The sequence below is a fragment of the Pseudomonadota bacterium genome, from assembly GCA_010028905.1.
In the GTDB taxonomy this organism is placed as follows: Bacteria; Vulcanimicrobiota; Xenobia; order RGZZ01; family RGZZ01; genus RGZZ01.
This window is the reverse complement of record RGZZ01000031.1, coordinates 1-20,909: the sequence shown is the minus strand read 5'-3', so window position 1 is coordinate 20,909 and position 20,909 is coordinate 1. Positions and strand designations below refer to the sequence as shown.

The window sequence follows — 20,909 nt, the reverse complement described above, 5'->3', positions numbered from 1 at the left end:
AAGCGGCTACCTCTGCGCCCGAGAGATCGAGCTCACCGACGAGACCGCGGGCGAGGGGCGTGGTCGCAACCGCCGCATCGTCACCACAGCCGTGGGCGTGGGCCTGGCCCTCGTGGGCGCGGGGCTTGCGGCCCGTGGCGCCATGCAGAAGCTCAAACAGACGAATGACTCCGCGGAAGCCTCCGCGGAAGAGGGAGGTCAGCGCTGATGGGAGTCCCCACACCCTTCTTTCCCCGCCTCTTCGAAGCCAGCAAGAGCCTGCGATGGCGCGAATGGGCCGGCTACTACGTGGCCGAGAAGTTCGACCCCGTGCACGACAACGAGTACCACATGGTGCGCCAGAGCGCCGGCTACTTCGATGTCACCCCCCTGTTCAAGTACGACGTCACCGGCCCGGACGCCGCGCGTCTCCTCGATCTGGTGATGGTGCGCGATGTGACGAAGCTCAAGGTCGACCAGGTGGGCTACACCGCCTGGTGCGATGAAGACGGCAAGACCATTGACGATGGAACCGTCACCTGCCTGAGCCCCACCCACTACCGTGTGACGGCGGCGCACCCCACCATGGGCTGGTTCCGCATGCACGCCCACAAGCTCGACGTGAAGATCGACGACGTGAGCGATCAGATCGCGGCGCTTGCGGTTCAGGGACCGCGCGCCCGCGCCATTCTCGTCGACGCGGGCCTGCCCGTTTCGCAGCTGGGCTTCTTCAAGGCCCAGTGCGTGTCGCTGGGGGCATACGAGGTGCTGGTGACCCGCACCGGCTACACCGGCGACCTCGGGTTCGAGCTCTGGGTCGAGAACGCCCACGCCTGCGACCTCTACGATCGCATCGCCAAGGCCGGAGAGCCGCATCACGCCGGGCCGGCTGGCATGCTGGCCCTCGACCTCGTGCGCGTCGAGGCGGGGTTCATCATGATCGACGTCGACTACCACAGCGCGCGCCACGCCCTCACCGACGACCAGAAGTCGAGCCCCTACGAGATCGGTCTGGGCTGGGTGGTCAACCTGAAGAAAGCCGAGTTCGTGGGCAGGGAAGCCCTGGCGCGTGAGAAGGAGCGCGGGTCGCGCTGGGCCACGGTGGGCCTCGACATCGACTGGGACGAGATGGAGGCCTTCTACGACGCCGTTGGTCTGCCCCCGTCGCTTCCGACGGCCGCCTGGCGCGAGTCGGTGCCGCTCTACGACCGCCTGAGCGGACGTCAGGTCGGATACGGCACCAGCGGCTGCTGGTCTCCCCTGCTCAAGCGGAACCTCGCCATCGCCACGGTGGAGAGCGCCTACAGCACGGTGGGAACCGAGATGAAGATCGAGATGCTCATCGAGCACTCGCGCAAGCTGGTGACCGCCCGCGTCGTCGATCGACCGTTCTTCGACCCGCCGCGCAAGCGCACCGTGCCGGAAGCGCCCAGCAAGCGCGAGCTGGTGGGCGCAAGCGGCCAGGGCGCGTAGCGAAGCGGCCTGTCAGGCCTGATAGAGAAAAGCCCCGCAGTGATGCTGCGGGGCTTTTTTTCAGCGCCCGCCGCCAGCGGGCTGTCTCGGCAGTCTCACCGTCGCAGTGAGCGACGAGAGCGCTAACGGGGGAACCCAGGGGGAGGAGGCGGAACCGCGCCCGCGGGTGCGAACGGGGTGGCCATTCCCATGGCCGCCGCGGGACCCGCGCCCGCCGCCGCGGCGGAAAGCAGGGCCGGGTTCGACGCGAACGTCTGGATGACGGCGGATGGCTGGTTGCGCTCCCGCATCCAGTTGAGCAGCGGAGACTGCAGCGCGAAGGGGTTCTGCAGCGAGGCCTTCATGTGCCCCATCAGCGAAGTGCCCCCCGATACCGCATACGAACCGTCAGCCTGCTTCGCAGCCTTCACCGCGGTCTCCTGACGCGCGGGAGCGGCTGACACCTGGCCGAACGCGCCAGGGGCACCCTGCAGGTCCTGGCGCTCGACCACCTGCTTTGCGGTGACCTGGCCGGTGGCCGACTCGTCGATCTGGAGGTACCGCGTCTCGGCGACGGGCGCCTGAACACCGCCGAGCATGCCGCCGAAGCCGTTGCTCGGAAGGCTCTGCGCCGTGGTGGCGTGCGCTTTCACGGTCTGCGATCCGTCTGCGTGGACGGTCTGCTGCAAGGCCTGATAGATCATGGGCTGACCCGTCGGGGCCATCTGCTGCGAGGCGGGGGTGGAGAGGCCGAAGTCCATGGTCTGGGGGTCGAACATGGCCACCGCGCCACCGTTCCCCATGCTGATGAGGTACTTGCCGTCGGGCGTGTGCTCGACGGGAAGCTGCTGGGCAGGGTTGCCCGCCACGTGGGCGATCATCTGGGTGGGCTGGCCCTGGGCGGCGGCGCCGCTGATCTCGAGGGGCGCTGGCGAGACGCCGCCGGGAATCTCGACGTGGAAGCGGGTCTGGTCGTCGCGCGAGGCCACCTCGTACTTGACGCCGCTGCGGGCCGACCAGGTCTGGTACTGCACGCCCTGGCCGTCCTGCTCGTGCTTGTACGCGTAGCCGGGCGCCTCGGCCTGGTTGAGGGTCACACGATCGGAGGACGCGGGAGGGGCCTGGGGCGCTGCCTGCGCGGGCGCCGGCGACGGGGCGGCGGTGTACTGCGGGGCAGTGGAACGGATCTGTGAGATGTCGGTCATGTCGAACCCTCCTCTTCAGCGGGGGAGATGGGGAGGGGCGGGCTATGTAGCCGCTGTCACCGCTCGAGATCTCACCCTTCGCACATTCAGGATACGACACGTCGCTGGAAAATCCCTGAAACCCGCGCTCGCTTGACAGCGCAGGGGGAATTCGCCACGATCGGGGAACTTCACGCCCCACGAAGGCACTGCAGAGACGGAGAGCCGACCCTCTTATGTTCCCCTTGCGCAGACCGCTGACCATCGCACTGGCGGCGCTTCTCATCGCGCTGGCCGCGAGTCTGGGGGCCTGGGCCGGCCCCGATCCAGACAGCATCCCGGACATGCCGCTCCCGCTGGAGACACGGCCTTCGAGAAGCCCATCCCCAGAAGCGCTTCCCTCCCCCGCAGCGAGTCCGGAAGCCTCACCCGTGCCGCCCCCGAGGGCAACGCCGTCCCCCGAGAAAGCGCCACGACCAGCGACGCTCAACGCTGCTCCCGTTCGAAGCGGCTTCACCCCCGTGCTCGACCTGCGCATCGCTCCCGAGGTGTACGACTTCTTCGCGCCCCCCACACCACGGGAGAATGCCTACGGCTTTCTCGGGGTGCGGGCGCGACCCGCCCTGACCTACACGGGCAAGAACTGGGACGCGAGGCTCCAGATACAGAACGTGCTCGCCCTGGGCCTCCCGGAGCGCGGCGTGGCCCCGCCGCCGGCGGGGTCGCTTGGCCAGGGCGGCGCCTACTACGGCCTGGCTCTCCGACCGACGTTCGACACCCTGGGGGTTCGCCAGCTCTTCGTTCGCATCGGCGCGCCGACCGGCGCCCTGGGAGCGCCCACAGGCTCGGCACTGAAGGTCGGGCGCTTCGACTACAGCGGCGGCATGGAGGTCGCCGCGCAAGATGGCGTCATCGACTGGCTGAAGCGCGAGCGGGTCTCGAGACGCGTCATCGGGCAGCCGGACTACAACATCTTCTCGCGCACCTTCGACGGCCTGCGCGGCGATCTCGACCTGGGTCCAGCGGCCCTGACCGTGTTCGGCGGTCGCCCGACGCAGGCCGAGCCACACTTTGCCGTGGAGGCGCACAGCGTGCAGACCATCAACGCGGCCCTCACCGTGAAGCAGGGCACATGGCTGGGCCCCGCAGAGGCCCAGCTCTTCTACAACCATCTCGATGACACGCGCCAGGTGCCCCAGATCGACGATCGCCCGGCCGCCGTTCGCAAGACCATCGCGGCCGAGGGAGGCGACCACGTCGACACCCTGGGCGGCCACTACGTCACCCACCTGGGCGCCAACGGAGACCTGTGCGTGTGGTACGCCCACCAGACCGGCCGATGGGGCGGTCAGCGCCAATCGGCCGACGCGCTCATGGGCGAGGTGGGGCTGCAGTGGCCCGAAGCGCCGCTCAAGCCCTGGGTGCGCGCGGGCTACAGCATCTTCTCGGGCGACCGGAATCCGACAGACGGGGTGCACGGCACATTCGCGGCCGAGCTGGCCGACCCGCGCCAGCGCCTGAACATGTACGGCTACGCGAACCTCTCCGACATCGTTGGCCAGGTGCTGCTCACGGTGACGCCGCAGCTGAGCCTGCGAGCCGACTACCACCTCTACCAGTTGGCCGCCTCGCAAGATCTGTGGTACAGCGGATCCGGCGTGACGCAGCAGAAAGGGGCCAACGGCATCACCGGACGCCCGTCCGGCGGCTCCGCAGACCTCGGGCGCATGCTCGAGACCATCGTCGGCTACAAGCTCGACGCGAGAAACATGTTCACGCTGCGCTGGGTCAACGGCTGGGGCGGCCCGGTGGTGCGCGCAAGCTTCCCCCGCAAGACCAACGCGAACATGATCATCCTGCAGTACGACTTGTCTCTGTAGCACGAGCCGACCCGCGCTGTCACGCCGAGAGAGGAGGGAGAGCGCGACCTGACGGTCAACCGTGTTGCCATGAGCATCGTCCCCTCTCGCAAAGCCCTCTACATCACCGGCAGCGACGTGCCCCGCCTGCTCACGATGAGCGACGCGATCCGCGTCGTTGAAGATGCGTTCCGCGCGCGCGCCAGCGGAGGCGCGGCCGACCATGCCCGCTACCGCATGCGAACGCCGGAAGCCGCCGCCGCATCGCCATCGGCCGAAAGCGGTTCCCCCGCCGTCAATCCCGCCGGCAAGGCCGCGGGCAGAGCCATGATGCACGTGCTCGGCGGCACCCTCTCGGCCCACGGCGTTCTCGGCACGAAGACGTACGTCACCACCCCCAGCGGTGCGCAGTTCGTCGTGCTGCTCTTCTCTGTAGAAGGGCACCTGCTGGCGGTGATCGAGGCCAACGTGCTGGGGCAGATACGCACCGGCGCCGCCAGCGGCGTGGCCACGAAGCACCTCGCCCTGCCCGACGCCTCGGTCATGGCCGTGATCGGCGCCGGGTTCCAGGCCCGCGCGCAGGTCGAGGCCGTCTGCGCCGTGCGCTCGATACGCGAGGTGCGGGTGTTCAGCCGAACGCCCGCGCGCGTCGATCGGTTCGTGGGCGCCATGCGATTCGCCATCGAGGCCGAGGTTCGCGGGGTCGACAGCATCGAGACCGCGGTCGAGGGGGCCGACGTCATCTGCACGGCCACGACCTCCGTGTCGCCCGTTCTGACCTGCACGCACCTGCGGCCTGGTGTGCACGTGAACGCCATGGGGTCGAACGCCCCGACCCGACGCGAGCTCGACGAATCGGCCGTTCTGGCCGCCGATCTCATCGTGGTCGACGATCTCCTGCAGGCCCAGGCGGAGGCGGGCGATCTCATCGCGGTCGCCAACGCCGGGCGCCTTGCGTGGAGCGACGTGACCGCGCTGGCCGATGTGGTGTCGGGTCGGGTGAGGCGCGCCGACGCCCGCGCGGTGACGCTCTTCGAATCACAGGGGCTGGCCACCGAAGATCTCGCGGTGGCGCGCCACGTGTATGAGGGCGCGACCCGCGCGGGCCTCGGGATCGCGCTGCCGCTCTCGGAGTGAGACCTTCAGAGGGCGCGCAGAGCCTGGAGGAACCCGACGCTTGCGAACGAAGTTGACGAGCGCGAACTTGTGAAGAATCACACAATAGGTGTATAATCGCAGAAGGCGCGCAGGCAGAGAGCCTACCTCCCCCCAAGGTTGAACGGCACCGCCGCCCCGCCTCGAACACGCAGACACCACGATCAGGAGTCCACAGCCGTGAGCAAGATCAAGACCCAGAGCTTCACCAAGAACTTTGCCAGCCTCCTCACGGGCATGAAGGTGACCCTCGAGAACTTCGTCAAGAAGCCCGTCACCCTCGAGTACCCGTACGTGAAGAAAGAGGCAAGCCAGCGCTCGACCTTCCAGGAGGAAGGGCACACCTACCTCCCCGAGCGCGCCCGCGGCGTGCTGCGCATGGTCGACTTCTTCGACGCCCAGACTACGCAGAGCAAGACCGACCACTACCCGGGCACGAAGTTCGCCCCCTGCATCGAGGGCTGCCCCGCGCACACCGACGCGCGCGGATACGTGAGCCTGGCGGGCGAGGGCAAGTTCAAGGAAGGCCTCTGGACGCTCAAGCGCACCTACCCCTTCCTCGGAACCCTGGGCCGCGTCTGCCCCGCCCCCTGCGAAGACCTCTGCACCCGCGGCATCGCGGGCCCCGAGCCCATCGCCATCCGCCGCATCAAGCGCTTCTACGACGACTTCGAGCAAGAGCTGGCGCCCCCCGAGCGCTACTACTACAGCAAGGAGATGAAGCCGCTCATCGGCAAGAAGGCCGCCGTGATCGGTGCTGGCCCCGCGGGTCTGCAGGTCGCTCTCGAGCTGGTTCTCGAGGGGTTCACCGCCACCGTCTACGAGCGCAAGTACATCCCCATGGGCTACGTCGGCCTCACCATTCCGCGCAACCGCCTGGCCGACGAGGTGTGGCAGCGTGAGGTGGCCGCGATTCTCGAGACCGGTCGCGTCGAGATCGTCTACAACACCACCATCGGCACCGACATCACCATCGAGCAGCTGCGCAAGGACAACGACGTGGTGGTCGTTGCCGCGGGCGCCACCAAGCCCATCAAGCTGGGCATCCCGGGCGAAGACGCCGAGAACGTGGCCGAGGGCGAGCCCTGGCTCGAGGCGGTGAAGCTGGGCAAGGAGCACATCTACGGCAAGCGCGTCATCGTGGTCGGTGGCGGCTCCACCTCGACCGACTGCGCGCGAACGGCGCTGCGCCTGGGCTCAGAACAGGCCATCATCACCTATCGCCGCACCCGCGCCGAGATGCCCGCCTCGCCGCTCGAGGTCGAAGACGCACTCGAAGAGGGCGTGGTGATCGAGTTCCTCGTCACCCCCCTTGAGATCGTGAAAGAGGGCAACCGCGGCGTCGGCCTCAAGTGCATCCGCAACAAGCTCGGCGAGCGCGACAAGTCCGGCCGACGCGCCCCCGTGCCCATCGAGGGCAGCGAGTTCGTGATCCCGGGCGACCTGTTCATGACGTCGCTGGGGCGCAACGGCTCCCTGGGATGGCTCGGTGACGACTTCAAGAAGCAGCGCAACGGCCTGCTCGAGGTCGACGGCAAGACCAACGAGACGAGCGTGCCCGGCGTGTACGCCTGCGGCGACTCGGTGCGCGTGTCGACCATCATCGCGGCCATCGCCGACGCCAAGAAGACGGCGCACGCCATCTTCAAGAAGCTCGGCATCGACAACACCCTCAAGGATCTGTACGCCACGGGCGGCTGGGTCCCCAACATCGACGGCACCATCCCCAACGAGAGCCAGCGCAAGAAGGTCTCCACTCCCGCGCCCGGCAACTTCGTCGAAGAGAACCCGTGGAAGGGGCTTCCCTTCGACAAGCCGTTCACCACGCACCTGTGGAAGACGCAGATGCAGATGCAAGACCCCGCCACGCGCCTCAAGAACTGGGACGAGTGTGAGTTCGGCTTCACCACCGAGCAGGTGCTGCAAGAGGGCCAGCGGTGCCTCTCATGCGAGTCCGAGATGTGCATCGCCTGCGGCATCTGCGTCGACATCTGTCCGGACTCGGTCATCTTCCTGAAGTCCGAGTCGGTGAGCGAGGCGCAGCCGGACGTCAAGTTCGCCTCGCTCTACTCCATCGACATGAACCTCTGCTGCTACTGCGGCCTCTGCACCGAGGCGTGTCCCACGAAGTCCATCGTCATGACGGGCGACTACGAGTTCTCGGTGTACAACAAGGGCAACAACCTCATCACCATGGATCGGCTCAAGATCGGGCTCGACCGTGGCGTGGCCGAGAAGAGCTACGTCAACACCGGGTTCCGCGACACCACCGATCCCGCAATGCCGAAGGCCTCAAAGGTCCCCGCGGCAAAATAGCCCCACCGGAAAGAAGGATTCCTCGCGCCGGCGAGGTACCCTGGTTGACCGCGCCGTTCGCGCCACCTCCCCGCCCGCGCGGGTGCTCTCACGACAGCGCCCCCGACGAAAGGAATGCAGATGCCAGCTCAACTCAACATCAACACGCGCCTCATCTCCCAGGAGATCGATGACATCCTTGCCAAGGTGCTCGGTCAGTTCCTGGTGCAGGGCTCGCCGACCAAGCATGGCGGCCTCCGCTTCCTCGACATCCAGAGCGCAAAGACCTTTGGCTTCGAGCAGACGAGAGAAGACGCCAATGGCAACAACCTCCTCATCATCAGCGCACCCGCCGCTGCGGGCAGCCAGGAGCGCCTCGAGGAGAAGATCCGCAGTGGGCCGCACGGCAGCGCCAAGGAGTGCATCTCTGTCGAGGTGCGCGAGAGCCGCGACGCGGGCAAGAAGCGCAAGACCTTCGTCGAGGTGCAGTACATCATCCCCACGACGAAGCTCATCGATGACAAGTCGGTGACGAAGTACGCCAACGAGCACGGTATCACGACGAGCGAGGCCCTCAAGCGCATCCTGCGCGAGTTCATCATCCCCATGGCCCGCGAGGTGATGGACCACCTCATCGTGGTGGTTCGGGAAGAGCCGTAGCTACTTCGTGAGCGGCGGGGTCGTCTTCTACGCCGACGATTTCCTCCATCACGGCAGCGCCGAGCACGTCGAGCGCCCTGAGCGTGCCCGTGGCATCATGGCGGCACTCTCAGGGTCGCCCCTCGGCCGTGCCGTGCGCATCGTTGCGCCTCGCGCCGCCACGGCTGCGGCGCTCGAGCGCGTTCACCCCGCCACGCACATCGCCGCCATCGATGATCTCTGTCGTGCCGGCGGCGGGTGGGTCGACGGCGACACCTTCGCCAGTCCGCTTTCCGGACAGGTTGCCCGTCTCGCCGCGGGCGCGGCGACACAAGCCGTCGAAGCGGTGGTGCGCGAGGGACACCGCTGGGCATTCTCTGTGTGCCGCCCGCCCGGCCACCATGCAACGGTCTCCACGGCCATGGGTTTCTGCCTGTTCAACAACGCGGCGGTGGCGGCACGGCATGCGCAGGTCGCACTGGGCGTGAAGCGGGTGCTCATCATCGACTGGGACGTGCACCACGGCAACGGCACGCAGGACATCTTCTACGATGACGGTTCGGTGTTCTACTTCTCTGTGCATCAGAGCCCGCTCTACCCGGGCAGCGGTCGCGCCGATGAGCGGGGGACCACCGATGGGCGAGGGGCCACATTCAACGTCCCGCTTCCGGCTGGGCGCGGCGATGATGACTACGTCTACGTGTTCGAGAAGGGGCTGCGTCAGGCGGCCCGCGCCTTCAAGCCTGAGCTCGTCATCGTCTCCGCAGGCTTCGACGCCCACGTCCGCGACCCGCTTGCCCAGATGTGCGTGAGCACCGAAGGCTTCGGCCGGCTGGCCGCCATCACGCGCCAGATCGCAGAAGAGACCCCGGCCCAGGGCCGGCTGGTGGGGCTTCTCGAGGGCGGCTACGACATCAACGCCCTGGCCGCGTCAACCCTCACCGTCTTGCAGACGTGGGACAGCGACGCCCTCACTCCCTCCGAGTGCCCGGATGAAGCCCACATCGACCCGCGCACACGCGACACGGTTGCGCGCGCGACCACGTCGGCCTGACCGATCAGCCGCCGCCCGGCGGAGCCTCGCCGACTCCGTGGATGCGCTGCTCTTCCTTGCGATCGATCTTGTTCAGCCGCAGCAGCAGGCTCCGCTGCCATGGCCGCAACCGCGGTGCGGGGGCAGCCTGCCGTTCTTCCGGATAGAGGTCCTTCTTCGCGCGCAGGATCTCGATGCAGTAGAGATCATGACGTGACAGCAGGTCAAATGCCACACGATGCAACAGCGACCATTCTACCCGCGAGACGGCGCCGCCGAAGTCGATGATTCCCGGGGAACCGTCGTCGGCCACCACGATGTTGTCTTCCTGATCGAGATCGCCGTGCGCCACACCGCGCGCGTGCAGCGCGCGCACCAGGGCGTCTGCGCGATCCCAGTATCCCTGCGCATACTCGTACGGGTGCACCTTCGAGACCGTTCGCGACGCAAGATACTCGATGGCCAACGAGTCGGCATCGGGAAAACCGAAGGAGCGGGGGACACCGGAGAGGCCCTCGAGGCGCTTCAGGAAGCGATGCTCACGAGTGAGCATGAAGCGGCCCTGGGTGAGGCGTCGGAGCCAGCTGCGCTCCCGCCAGTCCTTGACCACCAGGCGAAGGCCGTCGACCTCGACGAGACGGATGTCTGGCAGGCTCGACCAGCCTCGCCGAAACCATTGCACGGTGCACCGCTCGAGCGTCGCGCGATCGAGAAGGGGTGCGTCAGGGGAGCGCCGGCAGGCGGGAGTGGGCACGCGAATGTATTGGCGCACGCTGTCGGCCCTCCTCCCCCCCGAGAGCGACGAGGGGCCTCGGAAGGGAAATCGCCAGGTGAGGCGAACCTTCGCGGGCGCTTCGCGGGGTTTTGGCTTCTCGAAGCGCAAGACGCACGTATGCCCGCTGCATCGATGTCTGGAGACCGCGCTGGTGCGGCCCCTCCCGGTACCCTGGCGCTACGCCGCTCCTGACGTTGCAGCGATCAAGCTTAGGAGAACCGTCCTCGTGAAATCCCTGAAACAGTCCTCACAGCGACTGCGGCGCATCGCCGCGGTCTTGGGCCTTGTGGCCATGCTCGCGCTGGGTCTGCTGCGCGCGGGCGCCCACGCCCAGGAAGACGACGCTCCCGCCAAGAAGGGCGACGGGGCCGGTGCGGCCAAGGCCGTCGTCTATCTCGACAAGGACCGCAACGCGGTCGTCCAGATTGATCGCCAGTCCACCTCGAACGATGTGTCATCGATGACGATGACGGGGGGAACCGACCTGGCCAGCGGCCTCAGCACCGTCAAGGCCGCCCTCGAGTTCAATGCCGAGTCTGCCGCCAAGATGAAGGGCGCCAAGGCCGCCGCGTTCGCACAGTCCGACGCGAATGCGACCCTGATGCTCGCCAACATGAACCTGCCCCTGCGCGACAAGATGGAGAAGGCGAAGTTCTCCGGCGACGCCAAGGCGCAGCAAGACGACAAGAACGCCCACGCAGAGTTCAAGTTCAGCGGCACGGTGCCGAGCGACGCAGGCGCCAACCCGCCGGTGTCCAAGGTCACTGTCGACGCACTGAGCAAGACCGACTACAAGAGCCTTCAGGCGAGCGCCGATGTCACCGTGGCCGCCACGAACCTGGGCATGGCGCCGGTCAAGATGCTCACCATCAGCCTCGCCGATGGCGACGCGAACAGCACCACCCTCGACGTGGCGCTGACCGTCGACCTCGCCAACCCGATGATGGCGCAGGCCAAGCCCCAGCTCGAGGGCATGAAGGCCAATCCCAAGATGTTCGAAGGCATGGTGAAGTCGAGCCTCGAGCGCTACGTGAAGGTCGACAGCGTCTCGCTGAAGGTCGAGACCACCGACAAGGAAGGCAAGGTCAACCTCAACATCAAGGCCACGAGCCTTCGCGACACCCTTCGCGAGAAGGCCAATGCGCTCTCTGCCGCGATGCCCAAGGGTGAGGGCAACGCCGAGACCCTGAAGAAGGCCATCGAAGACATGGTCTCGGTGACGTTCACCAAGTTCAGCATCGACGCAAAGATCGACAACGCCACCCTCACCGCGAAGCTCGCAATCGACGCCAAGAACTTTGACAAGTTCATGGCCGGCTACAGCACGGTGATGCAGACCGTTCAAGAAGCCGCCAACAAGATGCAGAGCGAGAACGCTTCCGACCCCACGACGAAGCTGGCCTACAAGTGGTGGCACACGGTGCAGAAGCGCCTCAACGAGCTCAGCACCATCGTCTCCACCGAGATGGCGGGCGCTGGTGTGACCATGACCCAGACCCTCAAGGTCAACGTCGACGTGAAGGAGCAGGTCACCTTCGACGGCGCGTTCACCCAGGACACCACCAACTTCGACAAGGTCTTCGCCAACCTCAAGAGCAAGGGGCTCCCGCTGATGGAGAGCGCCGCCCTTCTCGCCCACATCAAGGCCGACGGCGGTGCCCTGACCGGCTCGTTCTATGTGGCGACCAAGGGCAACCTGGTGCAGACACTGAAGTCCCTCTTCGTCGACCCCGCCAAGAGCGAGGCCGAGCTGAAGCCCGCCGCTGACCTGCTCAGCGCACTGACGTGGAACGACGGGCGCTTCCAGCTCTCGCTCAACGACAACAAGCTCAGCTACGACGGCTTCACGAAGACCTCCGACCTGACGCCCATCGTGAGCGCGCTCCAGCTGGTCGCCACCCCTGGCCTCACCGGAACGCTCAAGGGCACCCGCCTCGAGATCACGGGCAAGGACGGCCACGAGACCAAGACCTATCGCCTCGGCTTCTCGTCGTTCATGGCCGGCAAGTCAGACGACGACATCGAGAACCAGATCGAGCCCCTCTTCCACGTGTCCGATGTCTCCGACAAGGAGAACGCCGATGCCAAGGACGTGACCCTCGCCAAGCTCGAAGAGCCCAAGGTCGAGATGCCGGGTGACCTGGCCAGCGTCCGCAGCGAAGGTGACTCGCTGCTGGCCACGGCTGCTCCCGCGCCCGGCGCAAGCGGCGGTGCCGCAAGCGGCGGCGGTCCCAACAAGACCGTGCTCATCGGCATCGGAATTGCCATCCTCGCCCTTCTCGGCATCGTCATGATGTCGGGCAAGAAGCAGGGCTAGCACTCCGCTCTCTTCAGCCGCTCGTCTCGCGAGAGCGAGCGGTCTGAAGAGACCCGCTGCACGCGCGTCGGCCTCACCGCCGGCGGCAACCAGGCACAGGCACGAGGGGCGGCTGCGAAGCCGCCCTTCGGTCTTGTCGCCCCCCATTCCCAAGCGCTGCCCCCCCGTGGGTGACATCTGAACGCAAGAGAGGAAGCGCCGATGCACATCTCCCGAGACGAACGCGAGGCCGCCGCGCGACAGCTGGCCGCAACGGCAGCCGAGTTCCATCGAATGGGCTGGATGTGGGGCACGTCTGGAAACCTCAGCCATCGCCTCAGTCGCGACCCTCTCGAGTTTCTCGTCACATCGAGCGGCCGTCCGAAGGGGCAGCTGACCCCTGCCGACATGCTGCTGACAGGAGCCGACGGCGTCGCGCTCGAGACCTGGACAGGGCGCCCCTCTGCCGAGATGCCCGTGCATGAGCGCATCTACCGCCGCTATGACGCCGGCGCCGTGTACCACGTGCACACCGTCATGGGAGCCACCATCTCCGACGTGTTCGGAGACGCCGGCGGGCTCGAGCTCGAAGGGCTCGAGATGCTGAAGGGGTTTGGGCACCCCGCGCCCGAGGTGAGGCTGCGCATTCCCATCGTTGACAACGACGCCGACTCAAACATCATCGCCGATCGTCTCGAGGGCGGCGCAACCCCCGGCGTGCCGGGGGTTCTCATCCGAAACCATGGGCTCTACGCGTGGGGCAGAACGCCCGATGAGGCGCGGGCGCACGTCGAGGTGTTCGAGTACCTGTTCAGCTACGTCTACCACCGTGCGACGCTGAAGGCCGCTCTGAAGGGGGCGGGCTGAGATCGTAGCGCCGCCTGACCTGCACCCGCCGCGTCAAGCCGCCAACGCAGTCGCTCAGACGGTGGCGGCGGACGCCACCTCGTCAGGATAGATGGCCGCCCAGCCCTCCGCCGATTCAAAGATGCGCACGGCCTTGATGCGCTGATCGGGTCCGAGGTTGAACCAGTGCCACGTTCCCGCCGGCACCGAGATGAAGTCGCCCGGGTCCATCGCAACATCGAACGCGGGCGCCGTGCGAGGATTGATGCTGAACACCCCGTGCCCATCGATCACGAGCCGGATCTCGTTCTCGACGTGGTAGTGCTCACGACGAAACGGCTCGAGAATCTTCTCGAGGTTGGGGATGTCAGCGGAGAGCGAAACGACATCGGCGCTCTGGTAGCCGAATCGCGCCTTCTCGAGCTCGATGCGCGGCCCGAGCGCCTCGAGCACCTGGGCCTTCTCTTCCGGCGTGAGGGTGTTTCTCGCAAGCAGGTCTGCGGGTATCGAAGAGAGGTCCCACCGGCCGCAGTCGATGTTGTACTGCGACAGGAACGTGGCTACCCGCTCGTCTCCCTCGATGGTGCGTCTGTCGTCATGAAGGGTCACGATAGCCATGGGGCGACCTCCGGATGTAGATTTGTCCCCGATTATAGCACAGGCCAGAAGAGTCACAAGACCGTGCTGACCCACGCTTTGGAGCAGGGCTGAACGCATGGCTGTTCGAAGGCCCCGTGGAATGGAGCGCGCGATGCCGAGCCTGCGATGGAGAGCCCTGTTGGTGCTGACGCTGGGATTCCTGACGCTGTGCGCGTCTCCGGGAGCCTGGAGCGCGCCCCCCAGCCGACCGATTCAAGGGGTGTGGCTCAGTCCGGAGTGGATCGTTCCCGGCACGACCCGTTACGACGAGGCCTCGGCTCGGGCCGTCGTGCGAACGACCATGGCCGCGCTGAAGAGACAGAGCATCAACACTGTCTTCGTGGAGACGCTGGTCCGAGGGACATCCGTGGCCGGCGGCGACGCGCTGCCCGTCTACCCGCACCTGCGATGGCGCTACGATCAGCGAGGCCAACAGCCCATCGACCTGCTCCAGCTCATCATCGATGAGGGCGCCCGAAACGACATCGCGGTCCATGCCTGGGTGCACATGTTCTACTGGCGCATGGACAATGATGACGTGTTCAAGCCATGGCAGCGCGCACCCAGCATCTGGGACGATCTCCTCGTGGGCTGGCTCTCGCAGCAGCGCGACCGCCTGGGTCGCGAGCAGCGCCTTCCTCGCCTGCGTCAGGCCATCGATCAGATCTGCGCCTCGATACGCGCGGGGGGCATCGACGCGGCTGAGATCTCGCGCATCCTTACCGATGCCGGTCTCGAGAGCGAAGGGCGCCCTATCGGACGGCTGGTGTCGGCTTTGCTGGCGGCTGGCTGCCCCCCACCGGACTTCCTCCTGATGGGATCCGCAGACGATCCCTTCCCCCGCACCTCGAAGCGCTCGCTTCGCCCCATCTATCTCGACCCGGCCTCCCCTCGCGTGCGTCAGCGCATCATCGCCGCGGTGACCGCCATCTCGAAGAGCCACCCGGATCTTGCGGGCGTGCAGCTCGACCACGTGCGCTTCCCCGTCGAGGCGCAGGGCATCCCTGGAGATCTCGAGACCCAGGGGCGCGAGGCCATCTACTTCAACCGCGCGCTCCCGAGCATGGCCGCGCGCTACGATCGCTTGCGCGCGCTCGTCGACAGACGGCGGAACGTTCTCACTGAAATGGTGAATGAGATCGCGACACGCCTGTACCGCGGCCAGCAGCTGAGCGCCGCGGTGCTGCCCCTGTACTATGTCGAGCGATCAGACGGCGTCGATCGTTTCAACGGCTACGACTACGCGGCGCAAGACTGGCACGCCTGGAAGGTCGACTTCGTGGTGCCGATGATGTACGGGTTCGATCCGTGGCGCATCCGCACGCTCGTGCGACGATTCTCAGCCGAGGCCCAGGCTGCGGCCGGCACGAGCGCAGCTCCACTGGTGGTACCCGGGGTCAGTCGCCTGAAGATGGCGCAGTCCGGGCTGCTGGGCAACGACGACTTCGTGTACTTCGATCTCACCCTGGGGCTCGATCTGCGCTACGAGAAGGACCACGAAGAAGACTACACCTGGAAGCCGCGTCGCCCGTAGAGGACGCCCCACGCCAGGTTGTCACGCCACCTCCGTGCGCTCGACGCGGTCGCAGCGTAGGCCTCGAGCCGGGAGATGAGCCGCGACGAGACGCTACAGCAGCACGTCGACCACGGACATGGCGTGATCGGAGTAGAGATCAGAGTTGGGGCCGCCGGGTCGCACCCAGTGATGCCCGCCCACCGTCACGTCTCGTGAGGTGAAGATGTGGTCGAGCGCGGTGGTCGTGCCGAAGGACTCCTTGTCGTAGAAATCAGGCAGAGCCTTGAACGGTTCGGTCATGTTCATGTCGGCGCCGATGACGACATTGCCGTCTCCCCCGAACGCATGAGCGAACTGCTCGAGCGCCTGCATCTCCCCGCGCTGCACCTTCGCCAGCTGACCCGGGAGCTGGGCCTTCCAGGTCGCGATCTCTTCCTTCGAGTGGTGCTGGCCGAGCTTCTCGGCCCGCTTCGCCGAGATGCTCTCGGTGGAGAGATGGGCGCTGAACGCGGTGGCCGTCTGCCCCCCTGGCGTCTCGAACTTGACCCCGAGAGCCGTGCGCCGCTCACGGTCGCCCGGGTCTTTCCGCAGCTCGGGGTCCTGCCCCACCTCGCGCACCTCGAAGCTGCCCGGGCGGACGTCACCGTTGGCATCGCGAAACGTGAACCCCGGGCTGAGCACAACACCGCGTTGCCGTATCTGCTCTTCCCTGGCTCGGTGTCGCCGAAGACCACGTTGTACTCCCGACCGTCGTCGAGCTGTCCGCGGTAGGTCGTGATGGCGTGGGGGTCCTTGCGACCGTCATCGAGCTTCAGGTCATCGCCAGGTCGATGATGCTCGGCGCTGACGGGGTTCCCCTCGTGATCGAAGGTCTCCTTGGTGATCGACATGCGGTGACCGCCGCCCTCGTGCTCGATGCGAGACGATTCGAGCGCGCCGTTGCTCGGCTTGTCGAGGTCGTAGGCGTGACGCTTGCCTTTGTCGTCGCAGTAGAACGCCTTCACATCGCCGCTGTCGACGCTGCTGGCGTGGGCGAACACATCGCGCAGGATCTCGACGTTGTAGTCGCGGCCCTTGGCGTTCTCGTTGCCGCCGGCCACATTGCAGGTGCCGACCTGAAGCCGCTCGGGGACCGAGGCGGGAAGCTCGTAAGACGGCCCCGCAGGTGGCCCCTCGAGAGGAAGCTCGGCGCCCGCGGGCGTCACCCCGCCCTGGGGTACGAGGGCCGAAAAGAACTGGCCGTCGGCTATTGTGACCTGCGAAGCGCTGGCGGCCGGCTTTTCTTCCCCCCCTCGCAGGCGGGGCCCCACGCCCCCTCGGCTCAGCGCGCGGGCCAGAACGTCCGCAGGATCTCGGGAAAGCGCTCTGCCCAGTACGGCCAGTCGTGCCGCTGGTCGCGGCGCACCACGTGCTTCACCTGGTGACCGCTTCGACGCAGGGCGTGCGCCGCGTAGCGCGCGCTGGCGGTGCTGTCGCCAGGTCCCCCACGCCAGGTGGGGCGCGCGCTGTCGAGATAGAGGCGCAGACGCGGACGGGGCGAGGCCACATAGGCATCGAGCACGTCCCAGTCCTCGACAAAGAACGACGTCCCCTGACCCGCCACGCATCCGAACACGTTCGGATGGCGCCAGCCCGTGAAGTACGCGCTCACGGCCCCGTAGCTCACACCCGTTACGCCGCGGAAGCGAGGTCCGCGCCGGGTGCGCAGCGACCCATCGATGAACGGCACCAGCTCGTGGGCGAGAAACGCCGCATAGGCTTCGCGCCCCACGCGGTCGCTGTACTCGAAGTTGCGCTCGAGCGCGTCGGCCAGGCCCACGAACACCATGATGACAGGCGCCACCTCGCCGCGATCCATCATCTCGCGCGCCACGCGATGCAGGTACACGCGGGTGAGCGCCTCGTTGCCGTCGTTGACGTAGAGAACGGGATAGCCTTCCGCCCCCCCGTGGGCATAGCCCCGAGGCAGCGAGATCCACACGTCGCGCGTGTTCCCCCTCACCACGCTGGGGAAGCGCAGCGCAATGAGATGATCGCCGCGCAGGTAGCCTGGGGCGGCGAGGTCGACCACCGACTGGAAGCGGCCCGTCATGAACATGGGCACGGGCATGCCATCCGGCTCGACCCAGCGCGTGTACGGATCGGTGAACCACTCTCCATCGGTGACGAGCTTGTACCGCAGAACAGTATCAACGGGAAGCTCGCGATACAGGTAGTGCAGGTCGGTCCCCTCAACGCGGGTGTAGCGATCCGGCCCCACCTGCCAGCCATTGAGGTTGCTCACCATGTGCAGCGGCGCGTGCAACCGCGCATTGAAGAGGAAGAGCGCCCGCCCCCGCTCGCGAAGGGGCAGCGCTCCACCGAACGATCCCGCCTCGAGGGCCGGATCAAGACGGTGCCAGTCGTGCCAGGCGTAGCCGAAGGGCTCGTGCGCCGCGTGCTCCCGCAACCGACCGAGCAACGTGCCGAACGAGCCGCTGAGCAGGGTGTCTGGCGCAAGCGCGCCATCGAGCAGCCCTGCCTGATCGAGACGTTCGACCGTGTAGCGACGCGCGTCGACGTCGAGACGGATGCGATGCGCGCCCGCGACGAGAACGTTCACCACCACGTCATCACCACCGAGCACCGCGCGTCCGCTGAGGGGCGGCACCAGCGGGCCCTCGCCGCGCACCCCCCAGGCCTGCTGCCACGCCCCGCCAAACACCCACTTGAAGGCCTGACGACCTGCGTCAAGCCAGCAGCTGGCCTCGAACACAGCGGGCGCGGCTGCGTGGGTGGCGAGCGCGTCGACCTGCCAGTGGTTGAACGTACCGGCCAGCGTGGGCGCCTGCGTCGCCGTCACGCCTCCGTCCCTACTCCGCGCGGAAGAAGCAGGTGGCGCCGATGAACTCGCGCACGATGGAGTTCGGCGGGATCTCATCGGTGCCGAAGATGCGGAAGTTCACGAGCAGATCGAGAAGACGGCGCGCCTCGGTGAACTCCTGTGCGTCAGGCGGCACCTCGAGCAGCAGCGGCTCGACCAGTCCGCGCAGCACGCAGAGCTCATAGAAGAGACCCGAGTTGAACATGACGTCGGCTTCCTCTTGGTAGGGGAAGATGTAGCGCTCCTCGCCGCGGCGCACCGAGCGCCAGCGCGCCAGGGTCTCGCGCGCGCCGGTGCCGCGGAACTGGATGTCACGGGCGATGCGGCGGATGAGGCGCGTGTCGGTGGTGGGCACGCGATTATGGTCGTCGACGTTGAGCTGCGTGATGGCGCTGATGTAGATCTTGAACTTGTTGCTCTTGGCCACAGACTCCGAGATGCACTCGTTGAGCGCGTGAATGCCCTCGCAGATGAGAATCTGGTCGGCCTCGAGGCGCATCGGGTGCTTGCGGTACTCGCGCGTGCCCGTCTTGAAGTTGAAGCGCGGCAGGTGAATCGACTCACCGTAGGTGAGACGCTGCAGCTGGTCGTTGAGCAGCTCGATGTCGAGCGCCTCGACCGCCTCGAAGTCGTAGTCGCCGCTGGCGTCGCGGGGGCACTCATCACGATTGCGGTAGTAGTCGTCGAGCGAGATGGGAATCGGGCGCATGCCGTTCACGCGCAGCTGCACGGCGAGTCGCTGGGCGAAGGTGGTCTTGCCCGAGGCGCTCGGTCCCGCGATGAGAATGAGCTTGACGCGGTCGCGCGAGGCATCGATGGCATCGGCGATCTGGGCGATGCGCTTCTCGTGGAGCGCTTCAGCGACGCGCACGAACTCGTTGATCTCGCCCAGGGCGACGACCTCGTTGAGCGCCCCCACGTCGGGCACCTGCAGCACCTGCGACCACTGCTTGAACTCGTAGAAGGCCTTTGCCAGGCGCCGCGTGTCGACGAACTCAGGGATTGTCTCGGGCTGCTCATCAGAGGGATAGCGCAAGATGAAGCCCGGCGCGTGGAAGCGCAGCTCAAACGGCCCCGCGTAGCGGCTGTCAGGGATGAGCGGGCCGTGGAAGTAATCGATGAGACCGTCACAGTCGTAGAGCGTGGCGGTTTCACGGTCGCGGTTGCGGAAGAGACGCGCCAGGTCGGGGCGGCGCTCAGCAAACTGATGAATCGCCTCGTCGCGCGTGGCCTCAACAGGCCGAAGCTCGACCGCGAGGGCCACCAACTCGTGCATGCGCGCCTGCAGGGCTTCGACCTCGGCGCGGCGCAGCGGCCGCTCTCCCTCGAGCTCGCAGAAGAGGCCCTTGCTCAGCGAGTGGAGGATGACGAGACGGCGCTCGGGATAGAGGTCGGCGGCCGCCTTCACCAGCAGGCACGACAGACTTCGACGGATGTAGCGGATGCCCTCACGGCTCCCGGGCCGAAGCCAGCGAACATCGCACGCTTCCGAGACGCGAGCGTGCAGGCTTACGGGCTCCCCATCGACGAGGGCCCCGAGAACGCGCTCCGGTCCTGGCACGAACGAGGGCGCGAGATCGCGCAGAGGCGTGCCCGCGGTGACGTCGCGAAACCCACCTTCACCGAAGGCAACGCGAACCATGTCCTGCTCACTCATCGCTGCATCCTCGTGGCCGTGGAGATCAGAACCAGATGCGCTTTGCGTTCACGCTGCCGTCGAAGTTGCGGCCGCCGTTGACGCGAACCTTCGAGCCGATCTTGAGCATGCTGAAGAGCCGCTCAGGTGACACCGTCTCGTCGACAAAGCCCTTGCCCTGGCCGAGCCAGCGGCGATGCGCGATCTTGGTATCGAGCTTCAGGCGCACCCAGTTCTGGGTGTACTGCCCCTTGCTGAGCGCCACGCCGAACTCGCCCTTGCCGGGACGCATCTCCGTCACGTAGTACTCATTGTCGACGAGCACGAGCTGGGCCGTGGCCGGCGCACTGCTCACGATCAGCACCATGAAGGCAATCGCCAGAAGCTTGAGCGTGGTTCGCATGAAAGACACCTCTCAGGTCAGAAGGTCGCCCGAACATTGAGGCCAGAGCGGCGCTGCCCTGCGCTCGGGGCGCCGCGGGCGACACACTCGCAGATCCGGGACGTGAACGCGTTTCGCGGACGATGGCAGCGTCCCCTGTCAGACCCGCACGTCCACCCCGAAGTCGAATCTTGACGAGGCATGGTATAGTACACTCAGGGATTCTCTAAGCACGATCAGCGTGAGAAGACCTAGTCCAACCTTCAGGAGATCTGTACGTGGCTTTTACCGACCGTTCCCTCACCTGTGCCGACTGCGGCTCTAGCTTCATCTTCACGGCTGGCGAGCAGGAGTTCCACT

General features: G+C 66.7%; 19 protein-coding genes. 12 read left to right on the top strand and 7 right to left on the bottom strand.

What is annotated here, in order from left to right; translation table 11 throughout:
• Both EB084_04300 and EB084_04295 read left to right on the top strand, forming a co-directional pair.
• On the top strand, positions 1-208 hold a 208-nt coding region (locus EB084_04300; GenBank protein ID NDD27469.1), incomplete at its 5' end, for a hypothetical protein.
• Complete coding sequence (locus tag EB084_04295; protein NDD27468.1) at positions 208-1,452, top strand: aminomethyl transferase family protein; 1,245 nt, start codon at positions 208-210, stop codon at positions 1,450-1,452. The genes EB084_04300 and EB084_04295, both read left to right, overlap by 1 nt.
• Positions 1,453-1,574: 122 nt before the next feature.
• Here EB084_04295 and EB084_04290 read toward each other — a convergent pair whose 3' ends face one another.
• The gene (locus EB084_04290; protein NDD27467.1) at positions 1,575-2,636 is read right to left on the bottom strand and encodes a hypothetical protein; all 1,062 of its coding nucleotides are present in this window, start codon (positions 2,634-2,636) and stop codon (positions 1,575-1,577) included.
• A gap of 215 nt (positions 2,637-2,851) precedes the next feature.
• Here EB084_04290 and EB084_04285 point away from each other — a divergent pair, with 215 nt between their 5' ends.
• The 5 genes from EB084_04285 to EB084_04265 all read left to right on the top strand — a co-directional run bounded on the left by EB084_04285 (position 2,852) and on the right by EB084_04265 (position 9,617).
• Positions 2,852-4,495, top strand: a complete 1,644-nt coding sequence (locus tag EB084_04285; protein NDD27466.1) for a hypothetical protein — start codon at positions 2,852-2,854, stop codon at positions 4,493-4,495.
• A gap of 69 nt (positions 4,496-4,564) precedes the next feature.
• Entirely contained in the window at positions 4,565-5,611 is a 1,047-nt protein-coding gene (locus EB084_04280; protein ID NDD27465.1) for an ornithine cyclodeaminase family protein, read from the top strand.
• A gap of 198 nt (positions 5,612-5,809) precedes the next feature.
• Positions 5,810-7,945, top strand: coding sequence for a 4Fe-4S dicluster domain-containing protein (locus EB084_04275; protein ID NDD27464.1), 2,136 nt, complete (start codon positions 5,810-5,812; stop codon positions 7,943-7,945).
• Positions 7,946-8,059: 114 nt separating this feature from the next.
• On the top strand, positions 8,060-8,584 hold the full coding sequence (locus EB084_04270) for a hypothetical protein (GenBank protein NDD27463.1): 525 nt from the start codon (positions 8,060-8,062) through the stop codon (positions 8,582-8,584).
• 97 nt (positions 8,585-8,681) lie between these two features.
• Positions 8,682-9,617 carry a histone deacetylase gene (locus tag EB084_04265; protein ID NDD27462.1) on the top strand — a complete coding sequence of 312 codons (936 nt, stop codon included), beginning with the start codon at positions 8,682-8,684 and terminating at the stop codon, positions 9,615-9,617.
• Between the two features lie 4 nt (positions 9,618-9,621).
• On the opposite strand, the gene EB084_04260 is transcribed toward EB084_04265, so the two are convergent.
• Positions 9,622-10,368: a hypothetical protein gene (locus EB084_04260; GenBank protein ID NDD27461.1), complete on the bottom strand. Its 747-nt coding sequence runs from the start codon at positions 10,366-10,368 to the stop codon at positions 9,622-9,624.
• Positions 10,369-10,597: 229 nt separating this feature from the next.
• Between EB084_04260 and EB084_04255 the strand changes: the two genes are divergently transcribed.
• Both EB084_04255 and mtnB read left to right on the top strand, forming a co-directional pair.
• Positions 10,598-12,688 carry a hypothetical protein gene (locus EB084_04255; GenBank protein ID NDD27460.1) on the top strand — a complete coding sequence of 697 codons (2,091 nt, stop codon included), beginning with the start codon at positions 10,598-10,600 and terminating at the stop codon, positions 12,686-12,688.
• 201 nt (positions 12,689-12,889) lie between these two features.
• Positions 12,890-13,534 (top strand): methylthioribulose 1-phosphate dehydratase, encoded by a 645-nt coding sequence (mtnB, locus tag EB084_04250; GenBank protein NDD27459.1) that lies wholly within the window; start codon positions 12,890-12,892, stop codon positions 13,532-13,534.
• Positions 13,535-13,588: 54 nt separating this feature from the next.
• Here the strand turns inward: mtnB and EB084_04245 are convergent, their stop codons facing one another.
• Positions 13,589-14,230, bottom strand: coding sequence for a cupin domain-containing protein (locus EB084_04245; GenBank protein ID NDD27458.1), 642 nt, complete (start codon positions 14,228-14,230; stop codon positions 13,589-13,591).
• 22 nt (positions 14,231-14,252) lie between these two features.
• Here EB084_04245 and EB084_04240 point away from each other — a divergent pair, with 22 nt between their 5' ends.
• A complete protein-coding gene (locus tag EB084_04240; GenBank protein ID NDD27457.1) occupies positions 14,253-15,686 on the top strand; it encodes a hypothetical protein in 1,434 nt (477 codons plus the stop codon).
• 93 nt (positions 15,687-15,779) lie between these two features.
• Here the strand turns inward: EB084_04240 and EB084_04235 are convergent, their stop codons facing one another.
• Positions 15,780-16,349, bottom strand: a complete 570-nt coding sequence (locus EB084_04235) for a hypothetical protein (GenBank protein ID NDD27456.1) — start codon at positions 16,347-16,349, stop codon at positions 15,780-15,782.
• A 101-nt stretch (positions 16,350-16,450) separates the two neighbouring features.
• Here EB084_04235 and EB084_04230 point away from each other — a divergent pair, with 101 nt between their 5' ends.
• Positions 16,451-17,092 (top strand): hypothetical protein, encoded by a 642-nt coding sequence (locus EB084_04230; protein NDD27455.1) that lies wholly within the window; start codon positions 16,451-16,453, stop codon positions 17,090-17,092.
• Here the strand turns inward: EB084_04230 and EB084_04225 are convergent.
• Genes EB084_04225 through EB084_04215 form a run of 3 tightly spaced genes read right to left on the bottom strand, consistent with a single transcriptional unit; the run spans position 16,990 to position 20,570 of the window.
• Positions 16,990-18,588, bottom strand: coding sequence for an esterase family protein (locus EB084_04225; GenBank protein NDD27454.1), 1,599 nt, complete (start codon positions 18,586-18,588; stop codon positions 16,990-16,992). The genes EB084_04230 and EB084_04225 overlap by 103 nt on opposite strands.
• The gene (locus EB084_04220; protein NDD27453.1) at positions 18,521-20,188 is read right to left on the bottom strand and encodes a nucleoside kinase; all 1,668 of its coding nucleotides are present in this window, start codon (positions 20,186-20,188) and stop codon (positions 18,521-18,523) included. Before EB084_04220 ends, EB084_04225 begins: the two co-directional genes overlap by 68 nt.
• A 25-nt stretch (positions 20,189-20,213) precedes the next feature.
• Complete coding sequence (locus EB084_04215; GenBank protein ID NDD27452.1) at positions 20,214-20,570, bottom strand: hypothetical protein; 357 nt, start codon at positions 20,568-20,570, stop codon at positions 20,214-20,216.
• 257 nt (positions 20,571-20,827) lie between these two features.
• Between EB084_04215 and EB084_04210 the strand changes: the two genes are divergently transcribed.
• A partial coding sequence (locus EB084_04210; GenBank protein ID NDD27451.1) for a zinc-binding protein occupies positions 20,828-20,909 on the top strand: 82 nt, incomplete at its 3' end.